The sequence below is a fragment of the Vibrio gigantis genome (assembly GCF_024347515.1).
In the GTDB taxonomy this organism is placed as follows: domain Bacteria; phylum Pseudomonadota; class Gammaproteobacteria; order Enterobacterales; family Vibrionaceae; genus Vibrio; species Vibrio gigantis.
This window is the reverse complement of the sequence record NZ_AP025493.1, coordinates 640,553-664,084: the sequence shown is the minus strand read 5'-3', so window position 1 is coordinate 664,084 and position 23,532 is coordinate 640,553. Positions and strand designations below refer to the sequence as shown.

21 protein-coding genes are annotated in these 23,532 nt (G+C 43.9%); 9 read left to right on the top strand and 12 right to left on the bottom strand.

Annotated elements, in window-relative coordinates:
* Nucleotides 1-66: 66 nt before the first annotated feature.
* Both yiaY and OCV56_RS19055 read right to left on the bottom strand, forming a co-directional pair.
* Nucleotides 67-1,215 carry an L-threonine dehydrogenase gene (gene yiaY, locus OCV56_RS19060; protein WP_086712665.1) on the bottom strand — a complete coding sequence of 383 codons (1,149 nt, stop codon included), beginning with the start codon at nt 1,213-1,215 and terminating at the stop codon, nt 67-69.
* Between the two features lie 238 nt (nt 1,216-1,453).
* The gene (locus OCV56_RS19055; RefSeq protein WP_167373154.1) at nt 1,454-1,630 is read right to left on the bottom strand and encodes a hypothetical protein; all 177 of its coding nucleotides are present in this window, start codon (nt 1,628-1,630) and stop codon (nt 1,454-1,456) included.
* A 214-nt stretch (nt 1,631-1,844) separates the two neighbouring features.
* On the opposite strand from OCV56_RS19055, the gene yjjG reads away from it, so the two are divergent.
* Together yjjG and yddG are read left to right on the top strand one after the other, a co-directional pair.
* Complete coding sequence (gene yjjG, locus OCV56_RS19050) at nt 1,845-2,519, top strand: pyrimidine 5'-nucleotidase (protein WP_004740299.1); 675 nt, start codon at nt 1,845-1,847, stop codon at nt 2,517-2,519.
* A 183-nt stretch (nt 2,520-2,702) separates the two neighbouring features.
* The gene (gene yddG, locus OCV56_RS19045) at nt 2,703-3,632 is read left to right on the top strand and encodes an aromatic amino acid DMT transporter YddG (protein ID WP_086712666.1); all 930 of its coding nucleotides are present in this window, start codon (nt 2,703-2,705) and stop codon (nt 3,630-3,632) included.
* A gap of 36 nt (nt 3,633-3,668) precedes the next feature.
* Here yddG and OCV56_RS19040 read toward each other — a convergent pair whose 3' ends face one another.
* On the bottom strand, nt 3,669-4,565 hold the full coding sequence (locus tag OCV56_RS19040) for a cation diffusion facilitator family transporter (RefSeq protein ID WP_086712667.1): 897 nt from the start codon (nt 4,563-4,565) through the stop codon (nt 3,669-3,671).
* A gap of 288 nt (nt 4,566-4,853) precedes the next feature.
* On the opposite strand from OCV56_RS19040, the gene OCV56_RS19035 reads away from it, so the two are divergent.
* Nucleotides 4,854-5,204, top strand: coding sequence for a hypothetical protein (locus OCV56_RS19035; RefSeq protein WP_086712668.1), 351 nt, complete (start codon nt 4,854-4,856; stop codon nt 5,202-5,204).
* A 10-nt stretch (nt 5,205-5,214) separates the two neighbouring features.
* Here OCV56_RS19035 and OCV56_RS19030 read toward each other — a convergent pair whose 3' ends face one another.
* Complete coding sequence (locus OCV56_RS19030; RefSeq protein ID WP_016797108.1) at nt 5,215-6,093, bottom strand: LysR family transcriptional regulator; 879 nt, start codon at nt 6,091-6,093, stop codon at nt 5,215-5,217.
* Between the two features lie 161 nt (nt 6,094-6,254).
* Here OCV56_RS19030 and OCV56_RS19025 point away from each other — a divergent pair, with 161 nt between their 5' ends.
* The 3 genes from OCV56_RS19025 to OCV56_RS19015 all read left to right on the top strand — a co-directional run bounded on the left by OCV56_RS19025 (nt 6,255) and on the right by OCV56_RS19015 (nt 9,665).
* On the top strand, nt 6,255-6,836 hold the full coding sequence (locus OCV56_RS19025) for a class I SAM-dependent DNA methyltransferase (RefSeq protein ID WP_086712669.1): 582 nt from the start codon (nt 6,255-6,257) through the stop codon (nt 6,834-6,836).
* A gap of 333 nt (nt 6,837-7,169) precedes the next feature.
* Nucleotides 7,170-8,726: a YjjI family glycine radical enzyme gene (locus OCV56_RS19020; RefSeq protein ID WP_086712670.1), complete on the top strand. Its 1,557-nt coding sequence runs from the start codon at nt 7,170-7,172 to the stop codon at nt 8,724-8,726.
* Nucleotides 8,727-8,750: 24 nt separating this feature from the next.
* Nucleotides 8,751-9,665 (top strand): YjjW family glycine radical enzyme activase, encoded by a 915-nt coding sequence (locus OCV56_RS19015; protein ID WP_086712671.1) that lies wholly within the window; start codon nt 8,751-8,753, stop codon nt 9,663-9,665.
* A 46-nt stretch (nt 9,666-9,711) separates the two neighbouring features.
* On the opposite strand, the gene OCV56_RS19010 is transcribed toward OCV56_RS19015, so the two are convergent.
* The 5 genes from OCV56_RS19010 to yccS all read right to left on the bottom strand — a co-directional run bounded on the left by OCV56_RS19010 (nt 9,712) and on the right by yccS (nt 15,271).
* Entirely contained in the window at nt 9,712-10,623 is a 912-nt protein-coding gene (locus OCV56_RS19010; RefSeq protein WP_086712672.1) for a LysR family transcriptional regulator, read from the bottom strand.
* A gap of 74 nt (nt 10,624-10,697) precedes the next feature.
* Nucleotides 10,698-11,960 (bottom strand): hydroxymethylglutaryl-CoA reductase, encoded by a 1,263-nt coding sequence (locus tag OCV56_RS19005; protein ID WP_086712768.1) that lies wholly within the window; start codon nt 11,958-11,960, stop codon nt 10,698-10,700.
* 161 nt (nt 11,961-12,121) lie between these two features.
* Complete coding sequence (locus OCV56_RS19000) at nt 12,122-12,448, bottom strand: hypothetical protein (RefSeq protein WP_086712673.1); 327 nt, start codon at nt 12,446-12,448, stop codon at nt 12,122-12,124.
* Between the two features lie 121 nt (nt 12,449-12,569).
* Nucleotides 12,570-12,731 (bottom strand): hypothetical protein, encoded by a 162-nt coding sequence (locus OCV56_RS18995; protein ID WP_086712674.1) that lies wholly within the window; start codon nt 12,729-12,731, stop codon nt 12,570-12,572.
* Nucleotides 12,732-13,087: 356 nt separating this feature from the next.
* Nucleotides 13,088-15,271: a YccS family putative transporter gene (gene yccS / locus OCV56_RS18990; RefSeq protein WP_086712675.1), complete on the bottom strand. Its 2,184-nt coding sequence runs from the start codon at nt 15,269-15,271 to the stop codon at nt 13,088-13,090.
* Between the two features lie 177 nt (nt 15,272-15,448).
* Here yccS and helD point away from each other — a divergent pair, with 177 nt between their 5' ends.
* Both helD and OCV56_RS18980 read left to right on the top strand, forming a co-directional pair.
* On the top strand, nt 15,449-17,524 hold the full coding sequence (helD, locus tag OCV56_RS18985; RefSeq protein WP_086712676.1) for a DNA helicase IV: 2,076 nt from the start codon (nt 15,449-15,451) through the stop codon (nt 17,522-17,524).
* 87 nt (nt 17,525-17,611) lie between these two features.
* Complete coding sequence (locus OCV56_RS18980) at nt 17,612-17,962, top strand: VOC family protein (protein WP_086712677.1); 351 nt, start codon at nt 17,612-17,614, stop codon at nt 17,960-17,962.
* Between the two features lie 225 nt (nt 17,963-18,187).
* Here the strand turns inward: OCV56_RS18980 and OCV56_RS18975 are convergent, their stop codons facing one another.
* The 3 genes from OCV56_RS18975 to OCV56_RS18965 form a co-directional block, all read right to left on the bottom strand.
* Entirely contained in the window at nt 18,188-20,944 is a 2,757-nt protein-coding gene (locus OCV56_RS18975) for an immune inhibitor A domain-containing protein (RefSeq protein ID WP_086712678.1), read from the bottom strand.
* A gap of 47 nt (nt 20,945-20,991) precedes the next feature.
* On the bottom strand, nt 20,992-21,294 hold the full coding sequence (locus OCV56_RS18970; RefSeq protein ID WP_086712679.1) for a hypothetical protein: 303 nt from the start codon (nt 21,292-21,294) through the stop codon (nt 20,992-20,994).
* A 503-nt stretch (nt 21,295-21,797) separates the two neighbouring features.
* Entirely contained in the window at nt 21,798-22,763 is a 966-nt protein-coding gene (locus tag OCV56_RS18965; protein ID WP_086712680.1) for a hypothetical protein, read from the bottom strand.
* A 153-nt stretch (nt 22,764-22,916) separates the two neighbouring features.
* On the opposite strand from OCV56_RS18965, the gene OCV56_RS18960 reads away from it, so the two are divergent.
* Nucleotides 22,917-23,381 (top strand): Lrp/AsnC family transcriptional regulator, encoded by a 465-nt coding sequence (locus tag OCV56_RS18960; protein ID WP_086712681.1) that lies wholly within the window; start codon nt 22,917-22,919, stop codon nt 23,379-23,381.
* Nucleotides 23,382-23,532 lie beyond the last annotated feature (151 nt).

Sequence of the window (23,532 nt, the reverse complement as noted above, 5' to 3'; positions counted from 1 at the left end):
GTAAAGAAAACGGGCTCTAAAGATGAGCCCGTTTGTTGGTTAGCTTATAAGTGACTTAACGGTAGATTACATTGCCGCTTCGAAAATCGCAGAGATTTCTTCGTGAGTCGCTTGCTTAGGGTTAGTAAAGCCACATGCGTCTTTCAGTGCGTTGTCAGACAGTGTAGGAATGTCTTCTAGTTTCGCACCAAGTTGCGCAATACCTGTTGGGATATTCACGTCATTTGCTAGTTGAACAATCGCTTCGATTGCTGCTTCTGCACCTTGTTCTGGTGTCATACCTTCAACATTCACGCCCATTGCTTTCGCAACATCACGTAGACGCTCAGGACAAACCTGCGCGTTGTAGCGTTGAACGTGTGGTAGCAAGATAGCGTTACATACGCCGTGCGGAAGGTCGTAGAAGCCACCTAGTTGGTGTGCCATAGCATGAACATAGCCCAGTGACGCGTTGTTGAACGCCATACCCGCCATGAACTGTGCGTAAGCCATTTGCTCACGAGCTTCAATGTCTTCGCCGTGTGCTACTGCTGTTCTTAGGTGTGCTTGCACAAGTTCAATGGCTTTAATCGCGACTGCGTCTGTAATTGGTGTCGCTGCGATAGAAACGTAAGCTTCGATTGCGTGCGTTAGCGCGTCCATACCCGTTGCAGCAGTCAATGATGCAGGCTTAGCAAGCATTAGCTCAGGATCGTTTACCGAGATAAGCGGTGTTGTGTGCTTATCAACGATAGCCATCTTAATGTGACGCTCTTCATCAGTGATGATACAGAAACGTGTCATTTCTGAAGCAGTGCCCGCAGTTGTGTTGATAGCGATAAGAGGCATCATTGGTTTTTCAGATTGATCGACACCTTCGTAATCGGCAATCTTGCCACCGTTAGAAGCCACAAGTGCAATACCTTTTGCACAGTCGTGTGGAGAACCACCACCTAGAGAAACAACAAAATCACAATCGTTGTCAGTCAGCAATTCAAGGCCGTCGTTGACGTTAGTGATGGTTGGATTTGGTTGAGTACCGTCGAATACAACTGCGTCTACACCGCGCTGGCTAAGAAGATCTTGTACCTGCTTAACCACGCCGATTTGGTTGAGGATTTTATCGGTTACGATAAGACCTTTTTTAAAGCCTTGAGATTGAATGCTATCAGCAGCATCCTTTAAGCAGCCAGTACCCATGAAGTTAATTGTAGGGATGTAAAATGCAGTAGACATTGGAAAACTCCGTTAATTATGATTTTTAATTTCCTACATGTTGGCGGCATTCAAGTGGTCGACCATTGATCTGGAACAACTTTGATTCCGAACTACCACTTTATGACTACTCGTTGTGATAGGGCTCATATAGCAATCGTTTTTATGGTTTTCTGATATGTTTATTGTCACTTATGGATAGTGAATAATTGATAGATTCATGGCCAGTATGCTGCTCTATAACCATGAAAAATAAAGGTTATTCAGCTAATTCTGGCTCTCGTTCTTCATTTGTTAGCTCTTGAACAGAATCAGTACTGCACTCGACCTGAGTTTCTGGTTGCTCAGGCGAATCTGACGCCTCTTGTGGCTCTTCATCGTAGTATTTGACCAAGAATGGGGTGAGCATGACGGATGACGGTAAGAAGTGCTTCATAGTACCTCCCGGTACAGTTCGTATATTTCCTTTATGGTATTGGTTTAATATGTGGCAAAATTTGCGATACATCATGACTTGTTGCTTGTTTTCTATAAATTCTTAGAACTATATTCAGGCTCACAAAAATGGTAGTAGAATGCACACTTAACCGTTGAGGTTAGGAAAGACCAAATATAAATACGGCTCGATAGCGCGAATAATAGGACAGATAATGAAGTACGATTGGATATTCTTTGATGCGGATGAAACCTTGTTCCACTTTGACGCTTTTCAAGGAATGAAGCTAATGTTCTCACGTTTTGGTGTGGATTTTAGCGAGCAGGATTATTCCGTTTATCAAGAAGTTAACTTACCACTATGGGTAGATTATCAAGATGGCCGAATTACGGCTGATCAACTGAAGCACACACGCTTCGAAAGCTGGGCTGAAAAGTTAGAAACAACAACTGCAGAATTAAACAGCGCATTTCTAACAGCAATGGCGGACATCTGTTCTTTGCTACCTGGTGCAAAAGAGCTAATGGAATCGTTACAAGGTAAAGTGAACATGGGCATTATTACCAATGGCTTCACTGAGCTGCAATCGATCCGTTTAGAGCGCACTGGCATGACCGATTACTTCGAACATGTGATCATTTCTGAAGAAGTCGGTGTTGCTAAACCAGATGCAGAGATCTTTGAACATGCACACAAGTTGGTTGGCTTACCAGCAAAGCAGCGCATTTTAATGGTGGGTGATAACCCACATTCTGATATTTTGGGTGGCCTAGACTTCGGTATCGAAACCTGTTGGTTAAACAGCCAAGAGAAGGCGACGCCAGAAGGTATTAACCCTCATTATCAAGTGAAGTCTCTGGCTGAGCTGCAAGCGCTTCTGCTAGCGTAACGGCTCATCGCCTTTAGCTTTATTCGTTGATCATTACTTTATTCGTTGATCACTAATAGCCGAGTACAATTCTGTGCTCGGCTACTTAATTTCTACAGGTTTCACTTTTCGATAGTGGTACTCAGGCGTATTTGTGCTTTAAGCTGCCACGATAACCACTTATAACAAATAGAAGGAATAAGCGTGCTGAAATCTCATCGCCATAGCTGCTACGGCATTGCTGCCATTTTACTTTGGAGCTGCTTAATTGCGTTGTCTCGTAGTGTGTCAGAGCAATTAGGCCCAATTGGCGGCGCAGCCAGCCTTTATACAGTGAGTTCACTGTTTTTGGTTTGCGTGATGGGGTTACCTAAGCTGAAACGCTTCTCAAAGTCTTATTTGTTGATTGGTGGCGCGCTGTTTGTTTGCTACGAAATCTTTCTGGCTTTGGCGTTAGGCATGGCAAATAACCGACATCAGGCCTTAGAGATGGCGGTTATCAACTACCTTTGGCCAGCGCTGACAGTACTGTTTGCGGTATTACTCAGCGATAAAAAGATAAATTGGCTGGTTTATCCAAGTATCTTTTTAGCTTTCTTTGGGGTGGCTTGGAGCATCAGTGGCGACCAAGGCCTTTCAGTTGAACAGATTGCGGCAAATATCGCGACTAACCCTAAAACCTATTCGATGGCGTTCTTCGGCGCGATTATTTGGGCGATTTACTGTAATTACACTCAGAAAGTTGCGAAAGGGCAGAATGCGATTGTGTTGTTCTTTATCGCTACAGCGATCACCTTGTGGATCAAATATGCACTGAGCAACGAAACCGGTATGGTGATGACGAGCAGTGCTGCAATTGATTTGGCTCTGGCTGGCGTGTGTATGGGCGCAGGCTACGCGCTTTGGAATACCGCGATATTGGGAGGCAATATGGTCTTTCTTGCTACCATGTCGTACTTCACTCCAATCTTTGCAACCGTGCTCTCTTCTCTGATTTTAGGGCTAACTCTTACTATTACGTTTTGGCAGGGGGTATGTATGGTGACGATTGGATCACTGGCTTGCTGGTGGGTTACAAGAGAAAAAAAGCCGACGGTTAAGGCGTCGGCTTCTGAAGACGTTCAATCTCAATAGCAATTGCGTTTATCTACCGATTGCTAGGATGAGAAGTTAGCTCGCTATGTTGAGGTTCAGTTGAAGCTCATATGGCATCTTAGATAAGCGTCGTTTTAGTTTGCGGCGCGTACGTTCAATATCATCAACCGCAATTGCGTGCTGGTCGTTGGTATGAATATCAACGTTAATTCTTAGCTCTGGGCCAACCTTAGTCACACCGATTAGCTCCAAATCTTGTTCTGCTTCTTTGTCTACAGCGACAACGTTCTTATCTACCGCGTCACAAATTTCTTTGTTTGCTGACATCATTAGTAGCTCACGCATTGCTTCTCTTAACATATCAAACGGTACTTTGATGAAGTAGAAAGACATCAGCAACATCATCATAGGATCTGCGTACACAGCGTATTCTGAAAGCGGAGAAAAAGTAATTAACCAAGCTGCCACGAAACCTGCTGTTACCGCGACACTCAATAGCGTATCCATTTGCCACTGTTTAGACTCAGCCTGAATCAGGCCTGAAGAAATACGTTTGCTCTTGTTCGCGATGTACCACCAAGCGTAACCACACCCCAACACGTTGAAAATACCAAACAGAGTTGCGATCGAAGCATCAACTTCACGACCACCCGTCATCAGTGCGCCAATCGCAGAGTAAAGTGAATAACCAACCACGAGCAGAATCACAACGGCTTTAATCGCAATAACAATCGGTTCAATGATGGCTCGGCCAAACGGAAACTCAGTGTCCGAAGGGCGATTGATGTATTTCGAGGCGGCTAGTGACAATAAAGTTAACAGTAAACTGATAAGAGAATAGACACCGTCAAATACTATGACCAGAGAGCCAACGAGTAGACCCAACACCAATCCGCCAATTGCGAAGCCTGATGCTAAAAGGGCTGAGAACAATAGTACTCGATTTTCGTTTTGGCTTTTCCTGTCACACATAATATTTTCCAGATGTTTTTGATAACTTCATTGTTCTAATATTGAGCTAACTTTACAAACTTTATCTGATGATGTTTATATGTCTCATTTGACTAATATGAATAAGTTCAGTTAATTCAATTGGTTATTGGGTTGGCCTGGTGTCAGTAAAGTTGACATTGAGTGTTTTTTGGGGATGATGTGCAACTGAAATAGGATCGTTTATGATTAATAAAACATATTGGTCGCTAGGGTCTTATTGATTTTCTAGGCTTTGTTGCGACTGTGATGGGCAAGGAATGGATAAATATGAAGTTTGATAATCTTAGTGACAGTGAGTTATGGGCGATTGCTACCCCAATCATGGACAATTTGATGGAGGGCTCAACTAATGTTGATCATGCCCAACATTGTCGCGACTTTACTCAACGAATGAAGGACATAGTGACGCCTGAGTATTTAGAAAAGGTGTGTCATCATTATCAACACAGCAACGGCTTTTTTGCAGAGCGTGAACCTGTTGCGGTGTTTAAGCGTTCTGATTCCGTTGCTTTTATATGGAAGCAAGCGTACACCATTGCCAAAGGCGAATTCGTTGCTGAAATGGTGTTAGTTGAAGAAGGCGGACATTATCTAGTGGATCACGTGATGGTCTTCTAACCAGTGCCAATTAGAAATCAAACAAGTAATCACTCAGCTGGTCCGCGAGCCAGTTCATGCCTGGGTGTTCTGCCATCCCAGCCGCGGTAAACATGCAGTAATCTTCTTGAGTTAGGCCGTACGTGTGTTTGATCACCGCTAATTCTTGCTCACGCAGCAAATGACGAATCAATGGCTCTGGCATTACGCCCCATGCTTCTTCACGCAAAATCGTATCTAACATAAAGTCAAAGCTAGAGAAACCAATGTAGCGGCGCGAGAAGGGCTCAAGCTCAGGATTATCCTTTTCATTGAGATAAACCATGGTCGCTTGCATAGAATTTCTTAACACCTCATCTGAGACACGTCGCATCGCACTCAAATCGTGTCCTTTTTTACACACCGACATCATTCGAATCTTACCAAGCGGATTGTAAATAATGCGCGGGTCATCGACACGTTCGTAATCGACACCAAAAGCGAAATCAACTTGCTGAGTTTCAACTAGGTTCGCTAAATCGCCACTTGATGCGAGAACGAAGTTAAATGAGGTAGAAGGATACTTGTTATTGAGAGCGTGCGATAAATCCTGCCACATCTCATCGGGTAATGAGTCGTCGCGTGCAATCCATATCTCGGCGTTGAATTCGCCCGAAACATGTAAGCAGGTTTGTTTAATACGTGCTGCCGTCACCAACATGCCTTCGCAGTCTTTATAAATAGCTTTACCGGCTTCTGATAGCTCAACGTGGTTTCCACTGCGTACGAACAGCTCGACATCTAACTCTTTTTCCAAGGCTTTAATCGACATGCTGAGTTTGGTTCGATTGCATTCTAACTGGCGTGCAGCTTCAGAGACTGATCCTAAATCAGCAACGGAACAAAAGGCTTGGACTTGAGAAAGGTTCATTTCATTTCCATATAGAGCGGGGGACGATGCATATTATCTGAATATTGTGCTGACTATCTTAGAAATAGTCCATCTTTGCATGATAACTCTATGACGAATTGACTAATTTGGTTTACTCTGTGGAAGTTCCGAACCTACAAGAAGTAAAGATGGAGGCCATGATGGCGAAACAATGGGACGAGTACGCCGTTGATTGGGATAAAGATCCCGCGACCGCAGTATTCGCACAGTCCGTATTTGACCAGTTAACACAGCTCGTTGATTTAAACGGAACCCGTGTCCTTGATTTTGGTTGTGGTACAGGACTACTCAGCCAGAAAATATCTCCTTTAGCAAAAGAGATCATCGCACTTGATATCTCTGAAGGGATGATTGAAGAGTTAGATAAGAAAGAGTTACCCAACGTAGAACCGGTTGTTGATATTTTATCGCGCGGACTTGCAGCGCAGCATCCAGCATTCAGAAACCAGTTCGATGTAGTGGTCGCTTCTTCGGTGTGTGGTTTTATCCCGAACCTGCAAGACACAGTCAGTCTGATTTACACGCTGCTTGAAAACGACGGCACGTTTGTACACTGGGACTGGCACTTGGAAAGTGACAGTGAAGACTACGGTGTTAGCCAACAGCGCTCAGAGAATGTATTGAGTGCAGCGGGTTTTGCAGTAGTTGAAGTCTCCACACCGTTCTCGATTGACACTCCACAAGGAGAGTTAAAGGTATTGATGGGTGTTGGACGTAAATAAGCGCTTCCTCATATGTAATCGTGTGTATGCTTTGAACTAGCATTCATAATGATCATTTTAAATACTAAACCCACATTAACGACTTTAAGGTCAGTTATGTGGGTTTTCTCTTTTTAGACGCTATTGTTTTAAACAGAATGAGTTAGCGCTGTCTCATCTCTTCACTATTAACTTGGTTTCTCTACTTCCTACCTCGCCTATAGTAAATCTAACCACGGCTAATTAATAAATCGATCATTTCCATTTTGGAAATATAGTCTTGCATACATTTCATTAGTGGAAATTAAATCGTCAGATATAGAATAAGCCCATAACAATACTAAGGGTTTAATGATGAGCCACCAATCTGCTTCTCCACAACTTTCAGAACAACAACAGCGCTTTAGCAATATCATTTCAGATGCCAACCTGTCGCCAAAACAGAAGTCGAGCTATCTTGCCTTAGAAGCTGAAGCGAGCCTACCGTACATGCCGGTAAGTCACGAAGTAGAACAAGCCTTACAACAAGGCGTGCTATGTGACATGTTTGAAGGTCACGCTCCATTTAAGCCGCGCTATGTGCTTCCTGATTATTCTAAATACTTACATCAAGGCTCAAAGTATCTAGAGCTTAGCGCGGCAACTAATTTCGATGAAGCATTGAACATGCTTACTATCCTGTACCATCACGTCCCTTCGGTAACATCTATTCCGGTTTACTTAGGTCAGTTGGATGATGTGTTGATGCCTTTTGTTGGCGACTTAACAGAAGAGCAGGTTTATCAAAAGCTTAAACTATTCTGGATCATGCTAGACCGCACACTGCCAGATGCGTTCATGCATGTGAATATCGGGCCAACAGACAACGTTATCTGCCGTACTATTTTGCGAGTTGATGCTGAACTCAAGCAGATTGCGCCAAACCTTACTTTTATGTACGACCCAGCAGTAACACCTGACGATTTGCTGCGTCATGCTGCAAGTAATATTTGTGAATGCAGTAAGCCACACATTGCTAACTATCCAGCACACGCTGCGGCATACGGTGATAAGCGCTTTGGCATCGTGAGCTGTTACAACTCTCTGCCTCTGGCTGGTGGCTCAAATACGTTAGTACGTATGAACCTAAAACAAGTGGCGTTGAAGTCTGAGGACAGTGTCGATTTCCTACAGCAAGTACTACCACACTACAGTGCAATCATGGTTGAACTGATGAATGCTCGTAGCCGCTTCTTACATGAAGAATCTAACTTCTTCGAAGGCTTCTTAACCAAAGAAGGTTTGATCGAGGAAGATCGCTTCGCACCAATGTTCGGCATCTACGGTATGGCTGAAGCCGTGAACATCTTGATGGAAAAAGAGGGCAAAGCAGGGCGTTATGGTCATGACGAACAAGCCAACCAACTTGGACATCACATTTCAGAAAAACTGGCTGAAATTGTTGATAGATCTGAGGTGAAATATGGTCTAGAGGGCAAAGCTCTATTGCATGCTCAAGGTGGTATCAGCCTAGATGAAGGTGTCACTCCAGGTGTGCGTATCCCTTATGGTACGGAACCAGATCCTGTCTCTTATGTTCGCGCGACTGCGGGTCATCATAAATTCTATACTTCAGGTATCAGTGATATTTTGACCATTGACGAAACTGTGAAGTCAAACCCTGAAGCGATGTTCAACCTGTGTAAAGGCGCGATTCAAGCGGGTTACCGTGAGTTTACCGCTAACGTTGCATCAAACGACTTAGTTCGTGTGACAGGCTACATGATTAAGCTGTCTGATATCGCTAAATACGACGAGGAAGGTTCGCGTACCAACACAACCTTCTTAGGAGCTGAAGCGGCGAAAAATACGGGCATCTTAGAGCGTAAACCGCGCGTGGCAAGCTTAGAGATGTCGCCAACGTACGAATAACCTGGTGTTCGAATCACATTAACTATGAAAATTTCTGATCTAACAACTCAAATGGCTAGGGTTAATAACAATAAGACAGAAAAACAAGCGAAGGTCAGCCGTGTGCTGACCTTTTCTTGTGTTGATGGGCCGGGAAATCGGCTTGTACTGTTTTTACAGGGGTGCAATTTCGACTGTATAACCTGTCATAACCCACATACCATCAATCACTGTAATCATTGTGGAGATTGCGTTAGTGGGTGTCCAAGTGGTGCTTTGAGTACTGCTGGTGGCAAAGTGATATGGGATCCTGTGGCTTGCACAAATTGCGACCAGTGTATTGATGTTTGTAGTCACAAATCGAGTCCGAAAATCACAACGATGACAGTTTCAGAAGTACTAGAGCTTGTGAGACATAATCAGTTCTTCCTGAGTGGTGTTACCGTGTCGGGCGGCGAAGCGACCATGCAGCTGCCGTTTATCATTGACCTATTTGAAGCGATTAAAAGCGATCCGCAGCTAGCACATCTAACGTGTTTTATTGATAGCAACGGATCGCTGTCAAAACAAGGCTGGGACAAGGTGTTGCCTTATCTTGATGGAGCGATGATTGATCTTAAATCTTGGCAATCAGAAACCCACAACTGGTTAGTGGGAAGAGGGAACCATCGTGTGTTTGAAACCATCAATTATCTAGCGGAACAAGGTAAGTTACACGAAGTTAGGCTTTTGCATATTCCGGGCAAGAGTGACCTTGAGGATGAGATAGAGCAAGTTGGGCATTACTTAAAAGGATTGCCAAGTGACGTTAGGATTCGACTCAATGCTTTTCAACATCACGGCGTGATTGGCGAGGCGTTGGATTGGCCGAAGTGTACAAAACAACAAATGCAAAGCTTCCACGACCAGCTCTATGCGATTGTTCAAAGGCCGATGCAAACGCCAGAGGTGTACACCTAATATTCTCGGTCTTCAATGACCAAAGAACTAGGCTTCTAAAAAAGAGCTAGGCTTCTAAAAACAGGTCACACAGCCATTTGATCGCCTGATCATTCATATTTGGCTTGTTCCACACTAAGCTGTACGCCACTTTTCCGTAATCAAAGGGAAGTGGCTTACTCACTAATCCATGCGCTTGTTTCGCATGTTCAGCCCACTGTTTCGAACAAGTGAACAGGAAAGGGGTATTGTGACAAAGTACAGCCGCTGCCCCAAAATCAGCGACCGAAATAGCCATCTCTCTCGGCTTATGGCGTTGCACTAAACTCTGCTCAAAGTAAGGCTGTGACAACTCATTATCTAAGATGCCAATGTGTTTGTAGTCTAGGTAGCCCTCAACCGTCAGTTCTTGTTGTGCGAGCGGGTGATTAGCCCCCATTAAGCACACCATCTCATCAGGTAGAATCGTTTCCCACACCAACTCTTTGTTGTCGGTAGGTGGCTGGGAAATATCGTGAGGCAATAAGATCAAGTTAACTTTACCGCTGAGCAAAGCATCGAAGCCGAGCTGCTGCTTAGAATAGATATTAAGTTTGGCCTTTGGAGCAAGCTCTGTGGTGATTCTGCTGATCTTCGAGGCGAACACTTCAAAAGTACTCTCACGCATCGAGAGTGAAAAGCTGCCTTGATACTCCTCAGGAGCAAAGCTCTTTTGATGAAGCAATCCATTCATGCTGGAAAGAATCGCGTGAACCGTTGGAGCTATTTGAAGTGCAAAGGGCGTTGGGATGAGCTTAGTGCCATCTCGGTAGAACAGCTCGTCGTTTAGGAGCTCACGAAGCTGAGACAGAGTCTTACTTACACTTGATGGGCTTACATAGAGTTGCTCAGAGGTTTGAGTCACGCTATGGGTATTCAGTATAATATGTAGGGCAGTGAGGTGCTTAAGGCTCACTCTCGATAAGTGTAAGTAATCCATGTATGACTCACGAATTCAAATTGGCTTGTGATTTTGAATTTACACCAAAACCGAACAAGCCAAATTGATAAAGGTTATTTACGAGCTAATTTATGGTGAGCTCGTGAAAAGTGGCCAGCGCAAAATGCACCAACGATGGAAAGCTCACCTGCTAAACACAATGCAGCGCAGACCTCAGCGAGGGCTTGGGATTTACCATTGCCGTGCAGCCCTAGCAAATCAAGACACGCTTTCTGGCTTGGGAGGCTTGTACCGCCACCTACTGTCCCCACCATTAAGTTAGGTAGTGTTACGCTGGCGTATAAACCGCCTTCTTTGTTGAATTCCATACGCGTCATACCAATGGCAGATTCTGCAACACACGCTGCGTCTTGGCCGCAAGCGATATAAAGTGCAGCCAGTGCATTAGCGTAATGGGCATTGATACCGATAGTGCCGCTCAGAGCGCCGCCCACAGTGGTCATTTGACCAAACTGAACCATTTTCTCTGGCGTGGTGTGTAGATACTTAGCCACCAACTCTGCAGGAATATTAACCTCAGCCGTAACCTTTTTGCCACGAACGCTGCGCAAGGTTTGGGTATTGGCTTTTTTGTCGCCAGATAAGTTGCCATCAAGGAAGGCGTGATCGGGTTTCACTGGTGTATGTTCAATGATGTACTCAAATACCGCGTTGGTCGCGATAGTTACCATATTCTGACCAGAAGCATCTCCGGTTAGAAACTCAAACACCAAATAAACATGGTTACCTTCAATGTTGATATTGATATCGGTAAGCTTGCCGTGTGATGTTGTTGATTCTGCCAAGCTCTTGAACTGGTCATATTGGGTCACAGCCCAAGCTACAAACTGTCCGGCTTCAACTAACCCTTGGAATGCAAAGCCGGGAGTACGTGTTACGCCCTCATTGAGCAACATCGCACTTGCGCCACCACAAGCTGTAATGAGCTTTGAACCACGGTTATAAGACGCGACAAGCGCCGCTTCTGTCGTCGCAAGTGGTACGAGGTAATCACCCGTAGCGAATAAGCCATTGACTCTTAAAGGACCAGAAACACCAACAGGGACTTTAACCGTACCAATAAAGTGCTCAATGTTTTTCTCATATGCTTGAATCTGGCTTTGTGTATGAGGGTCGAGCAGTTCTTGCTGTGAACCTGCATTATCGAGAGCAGCCCAACGACGTGTGAGATTCTTTTCTGTCAGGTAGGGGCTAGGTGTCAGCTTATTTACCGGATTTTCAAAATGAGGCTGAAGCTTTTTTTCTAATTCGTCTGCGGAGATGTCGCCTCCTAAAATAGAAACATAGTCACGGCGATGCAGATTTAGTTTTGGCATAAATAGTATGAAGTAAAGTTTGTGCAGCAAATTGGTTTGCGCTGATTCTACCGAGTAATAAACCAGAAACAAGCGCCTGATATAATGAGTTACAGTTTGTGTGGTTGTTGAAGCAAAAAGCAGCGAAGTTTCGCGAAATATACGCTGTATTTGAGCGACATTTAGATATGAATGTCGAGAAGGCTACCGATGGCTTCGTTTTGGCGATCAACCACACTCGCACCAACACGGTTGTAGCTTGCGCTTTGTGTCAGTTTAATCAAGGAGTCGGTTGAGGATGAAGCGGGTTCTGGTTTTTTGTCTTTAAAGGAAAGGGATTGCTCCGGCTCTATTTGATTAAAACTCAGGTCACTAGCTTGGAAAGTGTCGTCGGACTCTGATTCTAAAGAGTGTTTGGAGGCTTGGTTGAGCTCGATTGCGGCTTCTTCAGCCATGTTAGTTGACTGCTGAATAATGGCGTAACCAGATTGAATACCAGATATCGACATAGCAGAACCTTATATTGACGTATGAAATGAGTCTAGGCGGACGATATTTTGAGCGCAATGGTGAGAAGTTGAAATTGACGGTGAAAATGTGAACTTAAGCTAAAATAGTGATGTCTGTCTATTAACTGAACAGGTCATTTAGTGCATTTAACTCTTCGTCAGTGAGCAAAGAAGGCTGATCTGTCTCAAGGTTACCGTCGATTTCACCCTGAAGTGCTTTTAATTGCTGTGGACTAAGAAGTTGTATTTGCTGCTTAAACGCTTCAAATTGCTGTGTATTCATAGTGTGACCTTAGTTCAAATCCATATGCTCTATTGAGCATAGCCTACTGATACAGGAAATCAAACAAGATTAAGTGAATATTAAATGGTGTTTGAAGTTTCCTAAAACTAAGACAACTATAAATTCCTGCGGTTGTTTTTTGTCCGAGAAATGTTAAGCAAAGTTAAGGCTTGGTCAATCAAAGTCAGAAAATTCCTACAATGTAAAAACTCCTGTAGCCCTTGGCACACAAGGGTAGGCAAGTAATTGCTCTACCCGGTTTGGGGTATGGATAAAGGAATGTATAAATACTCGTAATGATCAAAAGGTAAGCGATTAATATTATCTTTTTGTTTTTACGGTATTTTATTGGTTATTTAAGACGCTTCTGTTTCAAACGGCTTATCGATCTTAACTTTAACTGCAAACTTGGTCGCTAAGGTATGCAATTCTGGAAGCATTCGATAAATCAAATGGAGCTGTTGTAGGACCATTCTGACAGAGCTTTCATCTTCTTCTCGCCACTCACTCAAACGTTTATCCAGCTCAGGGTCATAAGCGTTTTTCACTTCACACTGCTCTTGATGAGAATAGAGTTGATCATTTAGAGCGTCGAGATGCTCGTGTATTACTCTGTGCGTATCTAGCACCAATTTGTGTGTCGCCTCATCATCAATACGTGTTCTGTGAGCACCCAGAGCCGAGATATAGCTGAGTAGAGCATGATTGAGTGTTAGGAATCGGAAGCTCTCATCTTCAGAGGTGCGGTACTTCCCCGGTTCAACCAACATGCTACTGATAGCGGCAGTCAGGTTTGCATCATTATTATGTGCACTACGACGAGCGATACGATAATTGAGGCTATCTTTCTTACCAACACGGTATTGACCAATGATCTGAGCGAGATAGTTCTTATTGGAATCGAGCGCATCCGCCATCACTTTGTGCAGTCGCTTCGATTGCCAATCAGGTAACACGTAAATCACAGCCAGTACGGCAAGGGCACAACCAATGAAGGTATCCGCTAGTCTTGGCAATACTACCGCGTAGCCTTCCCCTAATTGGTTAAAGCAGAAGAGCACAAGTAGTGTGATAAAGCCGGTCGCAAATCCGTAGTTATTGATTCGGAATGCAAAGAACATCACGCCACTGATCACAATGAACACCAATTGGCTTTCTTGAGACGGGAAGAAGGTTAGTAACGGCACTCCGATCAGCAAGCCTGCGACGGTGCCAATGACACGTGCTGTCAGTTTTTGGCGGGTTGCACTGTAGTTGGGTTGGCAAACAAATAGTGTCGTCAGTAGAATCCAATACCCTCGTTCAATATCGAAACCTTGGATAATTCCGTAGCCGAGTGTCAGCGTGATCGCCATGCGAATCGCGTGACGGAATAGCATAGAGTCGGTATGCAGGTTAGCTTTGATCTTATGCCACATTGCCGTCAAAGTGTGAGGATTGGTGTCGTCTAATACGCCTTCTTCGATCTTCTCCGCATCTGGGTTGCTGATATTCGATAGCTGCTTTTCAACCGTTGCTAGATTATTGAATAAGTAATCCAATTGGTTCAGCAGTGATTTCCACTCAGGATTATTCTGTTGGTGCAGATGATTGAGCGAAGACATCAGTTCATCAAGTGCCAACACGGATTTGTCACCATGCTGGTATTCAGCACCGACTTTCAAAGAGCTCGCCACTTCTTTACACGCTGTGGCTTGGGCTTCAAGTAGGTATTTAAAACGGAACAACACGTCAGAACGTTCAAAGTGCTTTGCCAGTTCTTGATAACGATAATGGCTTGAACTTACGCGTTCATGAATATCTTGTGCGATGAAGTAGGTATTAAGAAATCGGTCACTTGGTCCATCAATATGCCCGCGCTTAGATCGGTTGAGTAACGTCGCTTTGCACATGTTGAGTGCGTTAACAGTACTCGCATTGAGTTTGGCTTCAATGATTCGGTGTGGTTGAGGAATCAAGTCTGATACAGGGTAGAAGAGTTCCGCTTTTGAATCGATGTAATTGCCGATTTGATCGAATACCGTTGCAAGGTTTTGCTGCACAGGTTGCATTGGCCATACTATCTGCCAAATCATCGACATGAAGTAGTACCAAGCAGCGCCAGTTAACAGTAGAAGCGGTTGAAACCAAAGGTTGGTGCTCTCGTGGGCGCCGAGCATGGTATAGATGGCAACTAAGAGAGAACCAAACGCGATACTGGCGTATTTTGGGCCAATTGCCCCAAGAATGATAAAGGAGAAGGTTGAAACAAAAAGCCCTATCGCGAACAACCAAGGCGTATCGAAGAGGATCTCGATAGAGAAAGCCGCAACGGCAAAACAGATAAAGGTCAGCGTAAGTGCTTTTAAGCGACCGGTAAAGCTGTCATCGCTCTCAGCAAGAGCTGCAGCAATTACCCCTAAGATCAAAGGTGTGATCAGTGTGTTTTGTCCATAATACCAAGCAGGCACCACTACACCGAGCAGAGTGATGAGAATTAATACGCTGTAATTTATGGTTTTATTTGCCCAATAGAGGCGTAATTTGGCTGAAAAGTCCACAGTCGCTCGCTTGACACACTAAAAACCATAATCCTAACAGAAATCAAGCACAAGAATTTGATACTTATCCATAATTACCCGTAGGTGGTCATGAAAGCGTCGATAAGAGATGAGATATTATTAATTCTCATTGCATCATGATATAAATTCAATATTCCCAATTAAGAGCACACTCCAATGCAGCTAAGCGCTAACAAGACTGCACAATTTTTTATTCAAAATGAATATCATCAGGTTGAACTTGATGGTTCACGTCTGCTGTTGTCTTCAGTAGGCAGTGAAGAGCGTATCCCGTTTACTATTTGGAGTGGCAAGATCGCAATAAAGCGCGGATTGTTTTGGGGATCACTACAATTCTTTGCTAATCAACAAGACGGAACACAGCGCAGTTGGTTAGTGCAAGGCTTACCTTGGGAGCAATGCCGTCAATTTGCACGCGCTTCGGTTGCTGCTTATCAGAAGTGGCATGATATCCAATGTGAACAATTGGCTGAGCACGTTCCTCAGTGGGAAGCTGAATTAACACGTCTTGAGCAACTTCCTGCTTTTCTGCCGCATTCTAAGGTCAACACTTGGGTTGATATGGTCAACTCTGGCCTAGAGAGTATGACGATGACGCTAGAAGAGGCCGCACAACGTATGCCAAACCGCATAGCTAGGATGCAGCCATGGTTATCTGAAACGGAAATCAAGCAAGCAGAAAGAAACCAGCAATGGTTAGAGACCGAGCGAAAAAACTGGGAAGTGTTGTTTGCGCAATGTGAGTCGTCGCCACTGAACTTGTCGCAGCAATATGCTGTCTTGATGAATGATGATCACAACCTTATTTTAGCAGGCGCAGGCTCAGGTAAAACCAGTGTTCTAACGGCTCGCGTCGCGTATTTATTGCAAAGTCATCAAGCTCAAGCTGAAGAGTTGTTATTGCTCGCCTTTGGTCGTGAAGCAGCAGAAGAAATGAAGCAGCGCCTCGACAGTAAAATTGGTTTATCAGCAGAGAAGGTACAAGTCAGCACCTTTCACCAATTGGGTTTAAAGATACTGAATCAAGTTGAACCCGAACGTGTGGTTATTTCTCCGCTTGCTTTAGATGACAATCAACGCCAAGCATGGTGTATTGATTGGTTGAAAAAGCACTGGATGACGCCAACCAACTTCAAACGTTGGCAAAAGCACTTGTCTAAATGGCCAATCGCTTATTTAACAGGTGATGATGAGCTCGGTAGTCATGTTTCAAACCTCAAGCTGATTGGTTGGCTTGAAAAGCAGCTTGAACAGTTGAATGCGTCGGGTTTAACGAAAAAAGAAGTGCAGCAACAGCTTATTGATCATCGTGACTATACGCGCCTTAACAGCGAGCTTTCATTGTGTTGGCCATGTGTAACAGCGTGGCAAAAGGAACTGAAAGAACAGAATCATATCGACTTTTCAATCATGATCAGTCGAGCGACTCAATATGTCGAGAAGGGTAAGTTTATCTCGCCTTGGAAGTTCATCATGATCGACGAATATCAAGATATCTCTCCTGATCGCCTTGCCTTGGTAGAGGCGCTGTGTAACCAGTCGAAAGCGGAGCACCAAGCGTCTATTTTTGCCGTGGGCGATGATTGGCAATCCATCTACCAATTTGCGGGCGCAGACGTTGATTTAACTACAGGGTTTAAAGATCGTTTCGCGAGTTCGACGATTCATCATCTGGATACCACGTATCGCTTCAACAATCAGTTGGGCGCAGTAGCCAATCGCTTTGTACAAGAAAACCCAATTCAGATTCCGAAAGAACTGAACAGCTTTAAGCAACAAAAGCAAAAGGCGGTATACAGTGCACCAAGTAAAGAGGTTGAGAAGATTCTTGATCAACTGAATCGTCAATCTAAAGGTAAAACTAATAAGTCTGTATTACTGCTTGGTCGTAACCACTATCACAAGCCAGAATTATTGGACGACTGGAAGAAGATTTTTACCTCTATTGATATCAACTTCATGACTTGCCATGCGAGTAAGGGTAAAGAAGCGGACTTCGTCATTATTCTGTGTGTTGACGAAGGGCAGTTCCCTACGAAGAAAAAACAGCTGCATATTGATGGTGCATTGACCGAATCATCAGATGCCTTCCCTTATGCGGAAGAGCGTCGTCTGTTCTATGTAGCAATGACGCGAGCGAAAGAGAAAGTATGGATCACGCACAGTGGCGACGGCTCTGGTTTTGTGCAAGAGCTGCATGGTTCTGACTACCCAGTCGTTCGTAAAAAGTGATGTTATTTGACGCGATTGTCTACTATTAGATCTTCAAGCCCTGACTTACTTTGACAAGGCAGAGGTATAAAGCAGAAGGAATCCGCTATGGAACACGGTTCTATTAACTATATTGAATTTGCTGCGAAAGACATCGCCGCAACTAAGGTGTTTTTCAGTCAAGTGTTTGGTTGGGCCTTCGAAGACTATGGTCCTGAATATTCTGCTTTTGAAGGTAAAGGCTTAATGGGTGGGTTTTATTTGGCGGATTTAGCGTCTAATGCAGAAAATGGTGCTGCACTTATGGTTTTCTATAGTGATGATCTTGAGCAAACCGAGTGCGATGTGATTGATGCTGGTGGTCAGATAAACCGCGAGATATTTAGCTTTCCTGGTGGTAGACGTTTCCATTTTAGAGAGCCAAGTGGCAACGAGATGGCGGTGTGGAGTGATAAGTAGAGAGAGTCACTCCACTGTTTATAACTGAATGTTTATTGTCTGATCATTAAAACAAATAAAAAGCCCTACCATGTCGGTAGGGCTTTTGCTTATGGCTTAAATAATAACGTTTTCTTAAAACTGCTGTTTTGGCTTATATCCTATGACAACAGTACTTAAGCTTGGTTTATCAGTACGTACGTTATTGGCTACGCACTTGTTTTAATGACTCTAGGTTGGAGCGACTTAGAGGTCGACCATAATAGTCTTAGTCGTAATCCCGCCTTGGTCATCGATTATCTTCAAGGTCACCTCGTGTTTTCCGTATGAAGGGAAAATAGAAGTGTATGTGCGACCTCGTTTCACTTTTCCATTTGGTAGCGTCCATTCAGTATCAACAATACGACCGTCATTGTCTGAGCTTGTTGACCACATGGTTACCCAGCGTCCTAAGTGGATGTACTTCGCACTTGCTTCCGGTAGGGCGTTTGGAGATTCGACAATCACTACAGAGCTAAACGAATCAGTGGCCCCTTTGTCGTCGACAACAGTCAAGCTTACCGTGTAATCACCGGCTCGCTCGTAAGACCAAGTTGGTGTCATTTCGTTACTTGTTGCACCGTTACCAAAGTCCCATAGGTAGCGAGTAATCTCGCCGTCTTGGTCAGAACTGAAGTTGTTTGCAGAAACATGCAAACCAGTAATATTAAGCTCGAAGTTCGCAGTAGGGGCGATGTTGTGCTGGCTTACTTTAGATAAGCGAACCACACCGTATTCGTTGTTGTCACTCTGATTGACAATATCGACTGCTAAACCAAACTCCGTCAGTATACGTCCTGAATCAGGCGCTTGTGGAGACGTGTAATCTTGGTCGTCAGAGAAACTAGCATTGCCAAGCAAACTGCTATCTTCAAGTACATCATTGTCGCTGTTTACAAGACGCATTGGAGTATGATCTTTGAGTGAAAACGCAGCATCACGAACTTGGTAACGAGTTTGAGCAACTTCGCCTGAGTTTTCCCAGACCATGGCATTTTGGTCTGCGTCTACAACACCTAACCAACCTTCACCTGGGTGCTTGCCTACCCAGTTATCAGTCAGCGACTCATCTACGTACCAAATGATCAGACCCGGATCGAATGACATCAATTGACCCATGCGTTTGATGTTAGCTAGGCCTTCATCAACGTCCATGTGGCTGCGCCATTGCAGTAAGTAGTAGTGCTGAGCTTGATGGAATCCATTACTCAGCTTGTAACCATTAAGGGCGAAGGTGGAGTTGCTTTCACCATCGTCTATCTCGGTTACTTCACCATCGACAACCACAGCAATGTTATCCAGATAGAAACCTTCCATCGCCAAGCCACCGTCTGTGATGTATTCAAACGAAAGCTCTACTTCTTGGCCTGCCCATTGTGAAACGTCAAACTCAGCATCAATCCAGCCGCCAGACTCACCACCAATCGCAGGGACTAGGCCCGTGTTGTATGGGTCATCCATTGAGGTGATGTTGCCTGCGATGACTTGTCCGTTCACGAGTACGCGTGCAAAGTCGTAATCTTTCTCGATTTGGTACCAGGTTTTGAATGAAAGCAGCGCTGAATCACCTGCTGGAATCTCCAACTTACGAGTCATGCTGTTTTTCAGGTCATCGCCTTTTTGAGAGTGGAAAGAGTACTCACCAGCAAACGGTTTCAAACCCTCGATTTGTTTCTCCGGAAGATCCACTTTAATCATGTTCGGACGGCTGTTATCTGTAGTTTGGAACAGCGTATAAACCTGTGGGTTGTCTTCTAGGTCATCAATCGAGATTTGATCATCGTTAACCCAACGTCCACCAATCGATTTTTGTAGGAAGTGCTTTGCCCAAGAGCTGAATGCTGTTGGTTGTGTGCCCCCAATTTGACCAGCCCAGCTGCCAGAAGACATGATTGACCAGTAAGAAACAGGTTCACCCTTACCTGTGTACTGAGTGTCGTACTCGTCAGGTAATCCTAAATCGTGACCATATTCGTGAGCACAAACACCAGCTGCGGCATCGATCGGTTGAATCGTGTAATCGAACGCCGCGTATTGGCCGTTAAAGCGGTCTGGAAGCGAGCTAGAGGTGCCTTCTAGCACATGAGTGCGACCAAGGTTGAATCGGTGAGACCAAATTGCATCGGGGCCCAGCACACCACCACCGGCTTCTTCGCCCACGGATGCGTGGAATACCATTAGGTGATCAATCACGCCATCGGGTTCGCGGAAATTTCCGTCACCGTCATAATCGTAACGATCTTCGATGTCGTAATCGGCTAAGTTGATGCTCGGATCTTGAGCCAACTGATTGAGCGCTTCGCGAACCAGTTCTTGTGCGTTCAAGTCATTGTCGGTAGTCGGGGAGTTGCCACCATAGAAAGACGCAGGCTTAGAGGCGCGATACCAACCCGCAGCTTGGCCCGCAACGCTATAACTATCGCCCGATTCGCTTTGGTAATATTGGCGCATCGAGATTAGGTTTTCGCCATTTGGCCCTGTGTAACCCGAGTTTGAAAACAATAATTCTTGATAATGTTCTGGGTTGTAGCTCTCGTAGAGCATTTGTGTGTGCTCTTCGGTTAGCCTGTTGTCATCCCAGTTCAAATCCGGGAAATCGACTAACAGCGCGAGCACTTTGTCGGTTCGCTTGGTGCCGACTTCCAAAGCAAAGACGCTCGCTTTTTTAATGCCAGACCCTTTTTCGATGGCTTTGAGTATTTTCGCTCGTTGCTCTAACGCTTTTTTACCGAATTGAGCATCGCCTTTAAAGCCAGAGTTGATCTTGTTCTTTAAATAACGGTCAAGAGCATCGTGTTTTGCAATCTCGCTTGCATCTTGATCGACTAAGCCTTGTCTCACTAACATTTCAATCAGTTTGTCTTCATTAACAACACCTAAATCAATCGGTGTTTTAGCATAACTACTGACGCTAAATAGAGTAAGCATTGCTGAAGCTAGCAATGTTTTTCTCATTATCTTCATTACATTTCCTTTTTGTATTTCCATGTCGATATCAGAATCAACTCGCCTTATTCAGAATGATTGTCCGAGTTTGGCTTAATACACTCTTTTGGTGTTTTAGGTATCTGACGTTTATTAGTTAACTCGTTTTTGCTTTCTATCTTATTTTTTAAATCAAACTGACTGCCTTTCACTTGCTTTGCATTGAGATAGATACGCAAAGCTTCGCGGTTGTCCTCGTAGGTTAAGCCTGGACAAATAACGCCTCGTTCAATCAATGACTTGAGCAACAGTCCATCATTCTCAATGGTGGAAGCCTGTGACAGTGAGGAAAAAAGTAGAACCATTAAAGCCATTGTTTTGTGTGACATTTTTGTATCAAGCTATCGGTTTTGATTATGTAACAAAATATATTTATAAAATTAACCAATCAAACTGATAATTATCACAAATCATTATCCGTTCCGGTTTCAACATTAAGAGTTAATATAAAACAAGATCTGCTATTTATTTTATTGTCAGCTATTTAATGAATTTTGACGCATTAATAGTTGATAGTATTAATAGTTAATAACAATGTTAGGATTATGGTTATCATGCTGGAGGGTGCTTTATATAAGGTGTCGGGTATTAATTAACTAACGCGATGTTCTATATTTTAAGTTTAATAAATGCACGTAATAATTGAGTTTTTAGTAAATAATCACTCTCAAATTATTTTCACGAGAAATATCATCAATTAGTTGTTCAAGCATGATTTAAAGTGCTTCACGAAGGGGTATTTGACGTTTGAACAGCGATACGGGGTGATAGAAGAGAGAAAAGAGCCCAAGTTTAGGCTCTTTTGTAACAGGTAAGCGAGTGTTTAGCGCTTCTAAGATTGGGATACATCGCGATAAAAGTATCGCTCACAAACACTTGGGTTGATACGCTTGATGGCGTTAGATATCAAGGCGATAACGAGTACTGAGAATACGAGCCTTCCCCAGAAGATAGTGTAGAAATCGGCTCCTATCAGTAGGATCACCAAAGTATCCTCTATCAGACTGTGGAGTAGGTTGAGCAACATGATCGCTGTGAATACGTCTCTTGCGGAGATGTGTCCCTTTTTCGCTTCATTGATTAATAGTCCTCCCCCAAACGAAAGACCAAGAGTGATACCTATGATGGTTAGGTTAGTCGCGTCTTTGCTGATTCCCAATAACCTCAAGAATGGTCTCAACATGACTGCCATCAGTTTTTCAATTCCGACAAGCTTTAAAATCTTGAGTAGCAGTAATAGCGCTGAGATCACCATGAAGATAACCGCAAAACTTTTAAGCTGATCCAAGGCCCAGGTTAGGTAGCTGGTATCCGTTGATACTTCCGGTCGCCAAAGCACAGTCGCGGGGTAGTTGAGTAAGTCGCCATATTGGTAGCTGAGATTCAATAGCCATGCTAATACCAAACTGCCGCCGACTCTGACTGATAAGGTCGCTAGCCAACTCACGCCTGCTTTTTTGGCTATCGCACCTTCGATTGGCAGTGAATGGGCGAGAAGCATCATGCTGCCTAATACGGAGGCTTGAGTGACAGTAAGGGGAACATCGGAACTGATGAGAATGATTAACCCAGCATAGATGTTAGTGAGTATGGTGGTTGCCCATACCAAGCCCATCTCTTTTGGTAAGCCAACGCTTTCCATTATAGGGCTTAACCATTCGCTAAGAATCACGATACCGCCGAGCTCTTCGATCACTTTTATCACGATGATGATTGGAATCATGATTCGAAAAAGCGTCGAAGTGACATCGAAAATCTCTTTAAGGAGTTCTTTAAAAAATTGATAAGTGAATTTCATTGTTACGACCATTATTAGATTGTGTTGTATGAGAAGATCTTATCGCGGTTGTTGTGATCGTAATTTTGAAATTGCTTTCTAAAGTTGCGTAATATTTTTTAATTATCGTAATATTAGAAATTATAAGTCACAAAACTATGGCCCTAAGAAATTATGGAAATAGACCGTATAGATAGAAGTATTCTGGTAGAGCTTCAAAAGAACAACCGAATTCCTAATCAGTCGCTGGCAGAGATTGTTGGCTTATCACCGCCGGCTTGTTTGAAGCGAGTTAAGCGCCTGAGAGAAGAGGGCGTGATCGTGGGTGATGTGTCTATCATCAATCCTGAGCTTACTGGCAGTAAGATGACTTTGGTTGTGTCTGTGGAAATGGAGCGAGATCGAGGGGATATCTATCAGATATTTCGCCACTCTATTTCGAAGGCTGCGGAAGTGACTCAGTGTTACCAGATTTCCGGCAGCTTTGACTTCATGCTGATTGTTACGGTCAAAGACATCCAAGCTTATGAAGATTTTGTTGAGCGGGTGCTGCGTAAAGACTTAAACATTCGAAAGTTCCACACCTCTGTATCAATGAGAACGGTGAAGTTTAGTACCGCAGTAAACTTAGATGAGTAGTAACCGTTAGATTGAAGATACGTGATGCGTTGAGCTTTGTGAGGTAATTGGCTTATTTTTGTTTAAATAGCAGGCATTTACACGAAATGTGATGTTCACATTTTGTCATAACTTTAATAATTGTATATATTCCTCGCCTAAAATAATAATT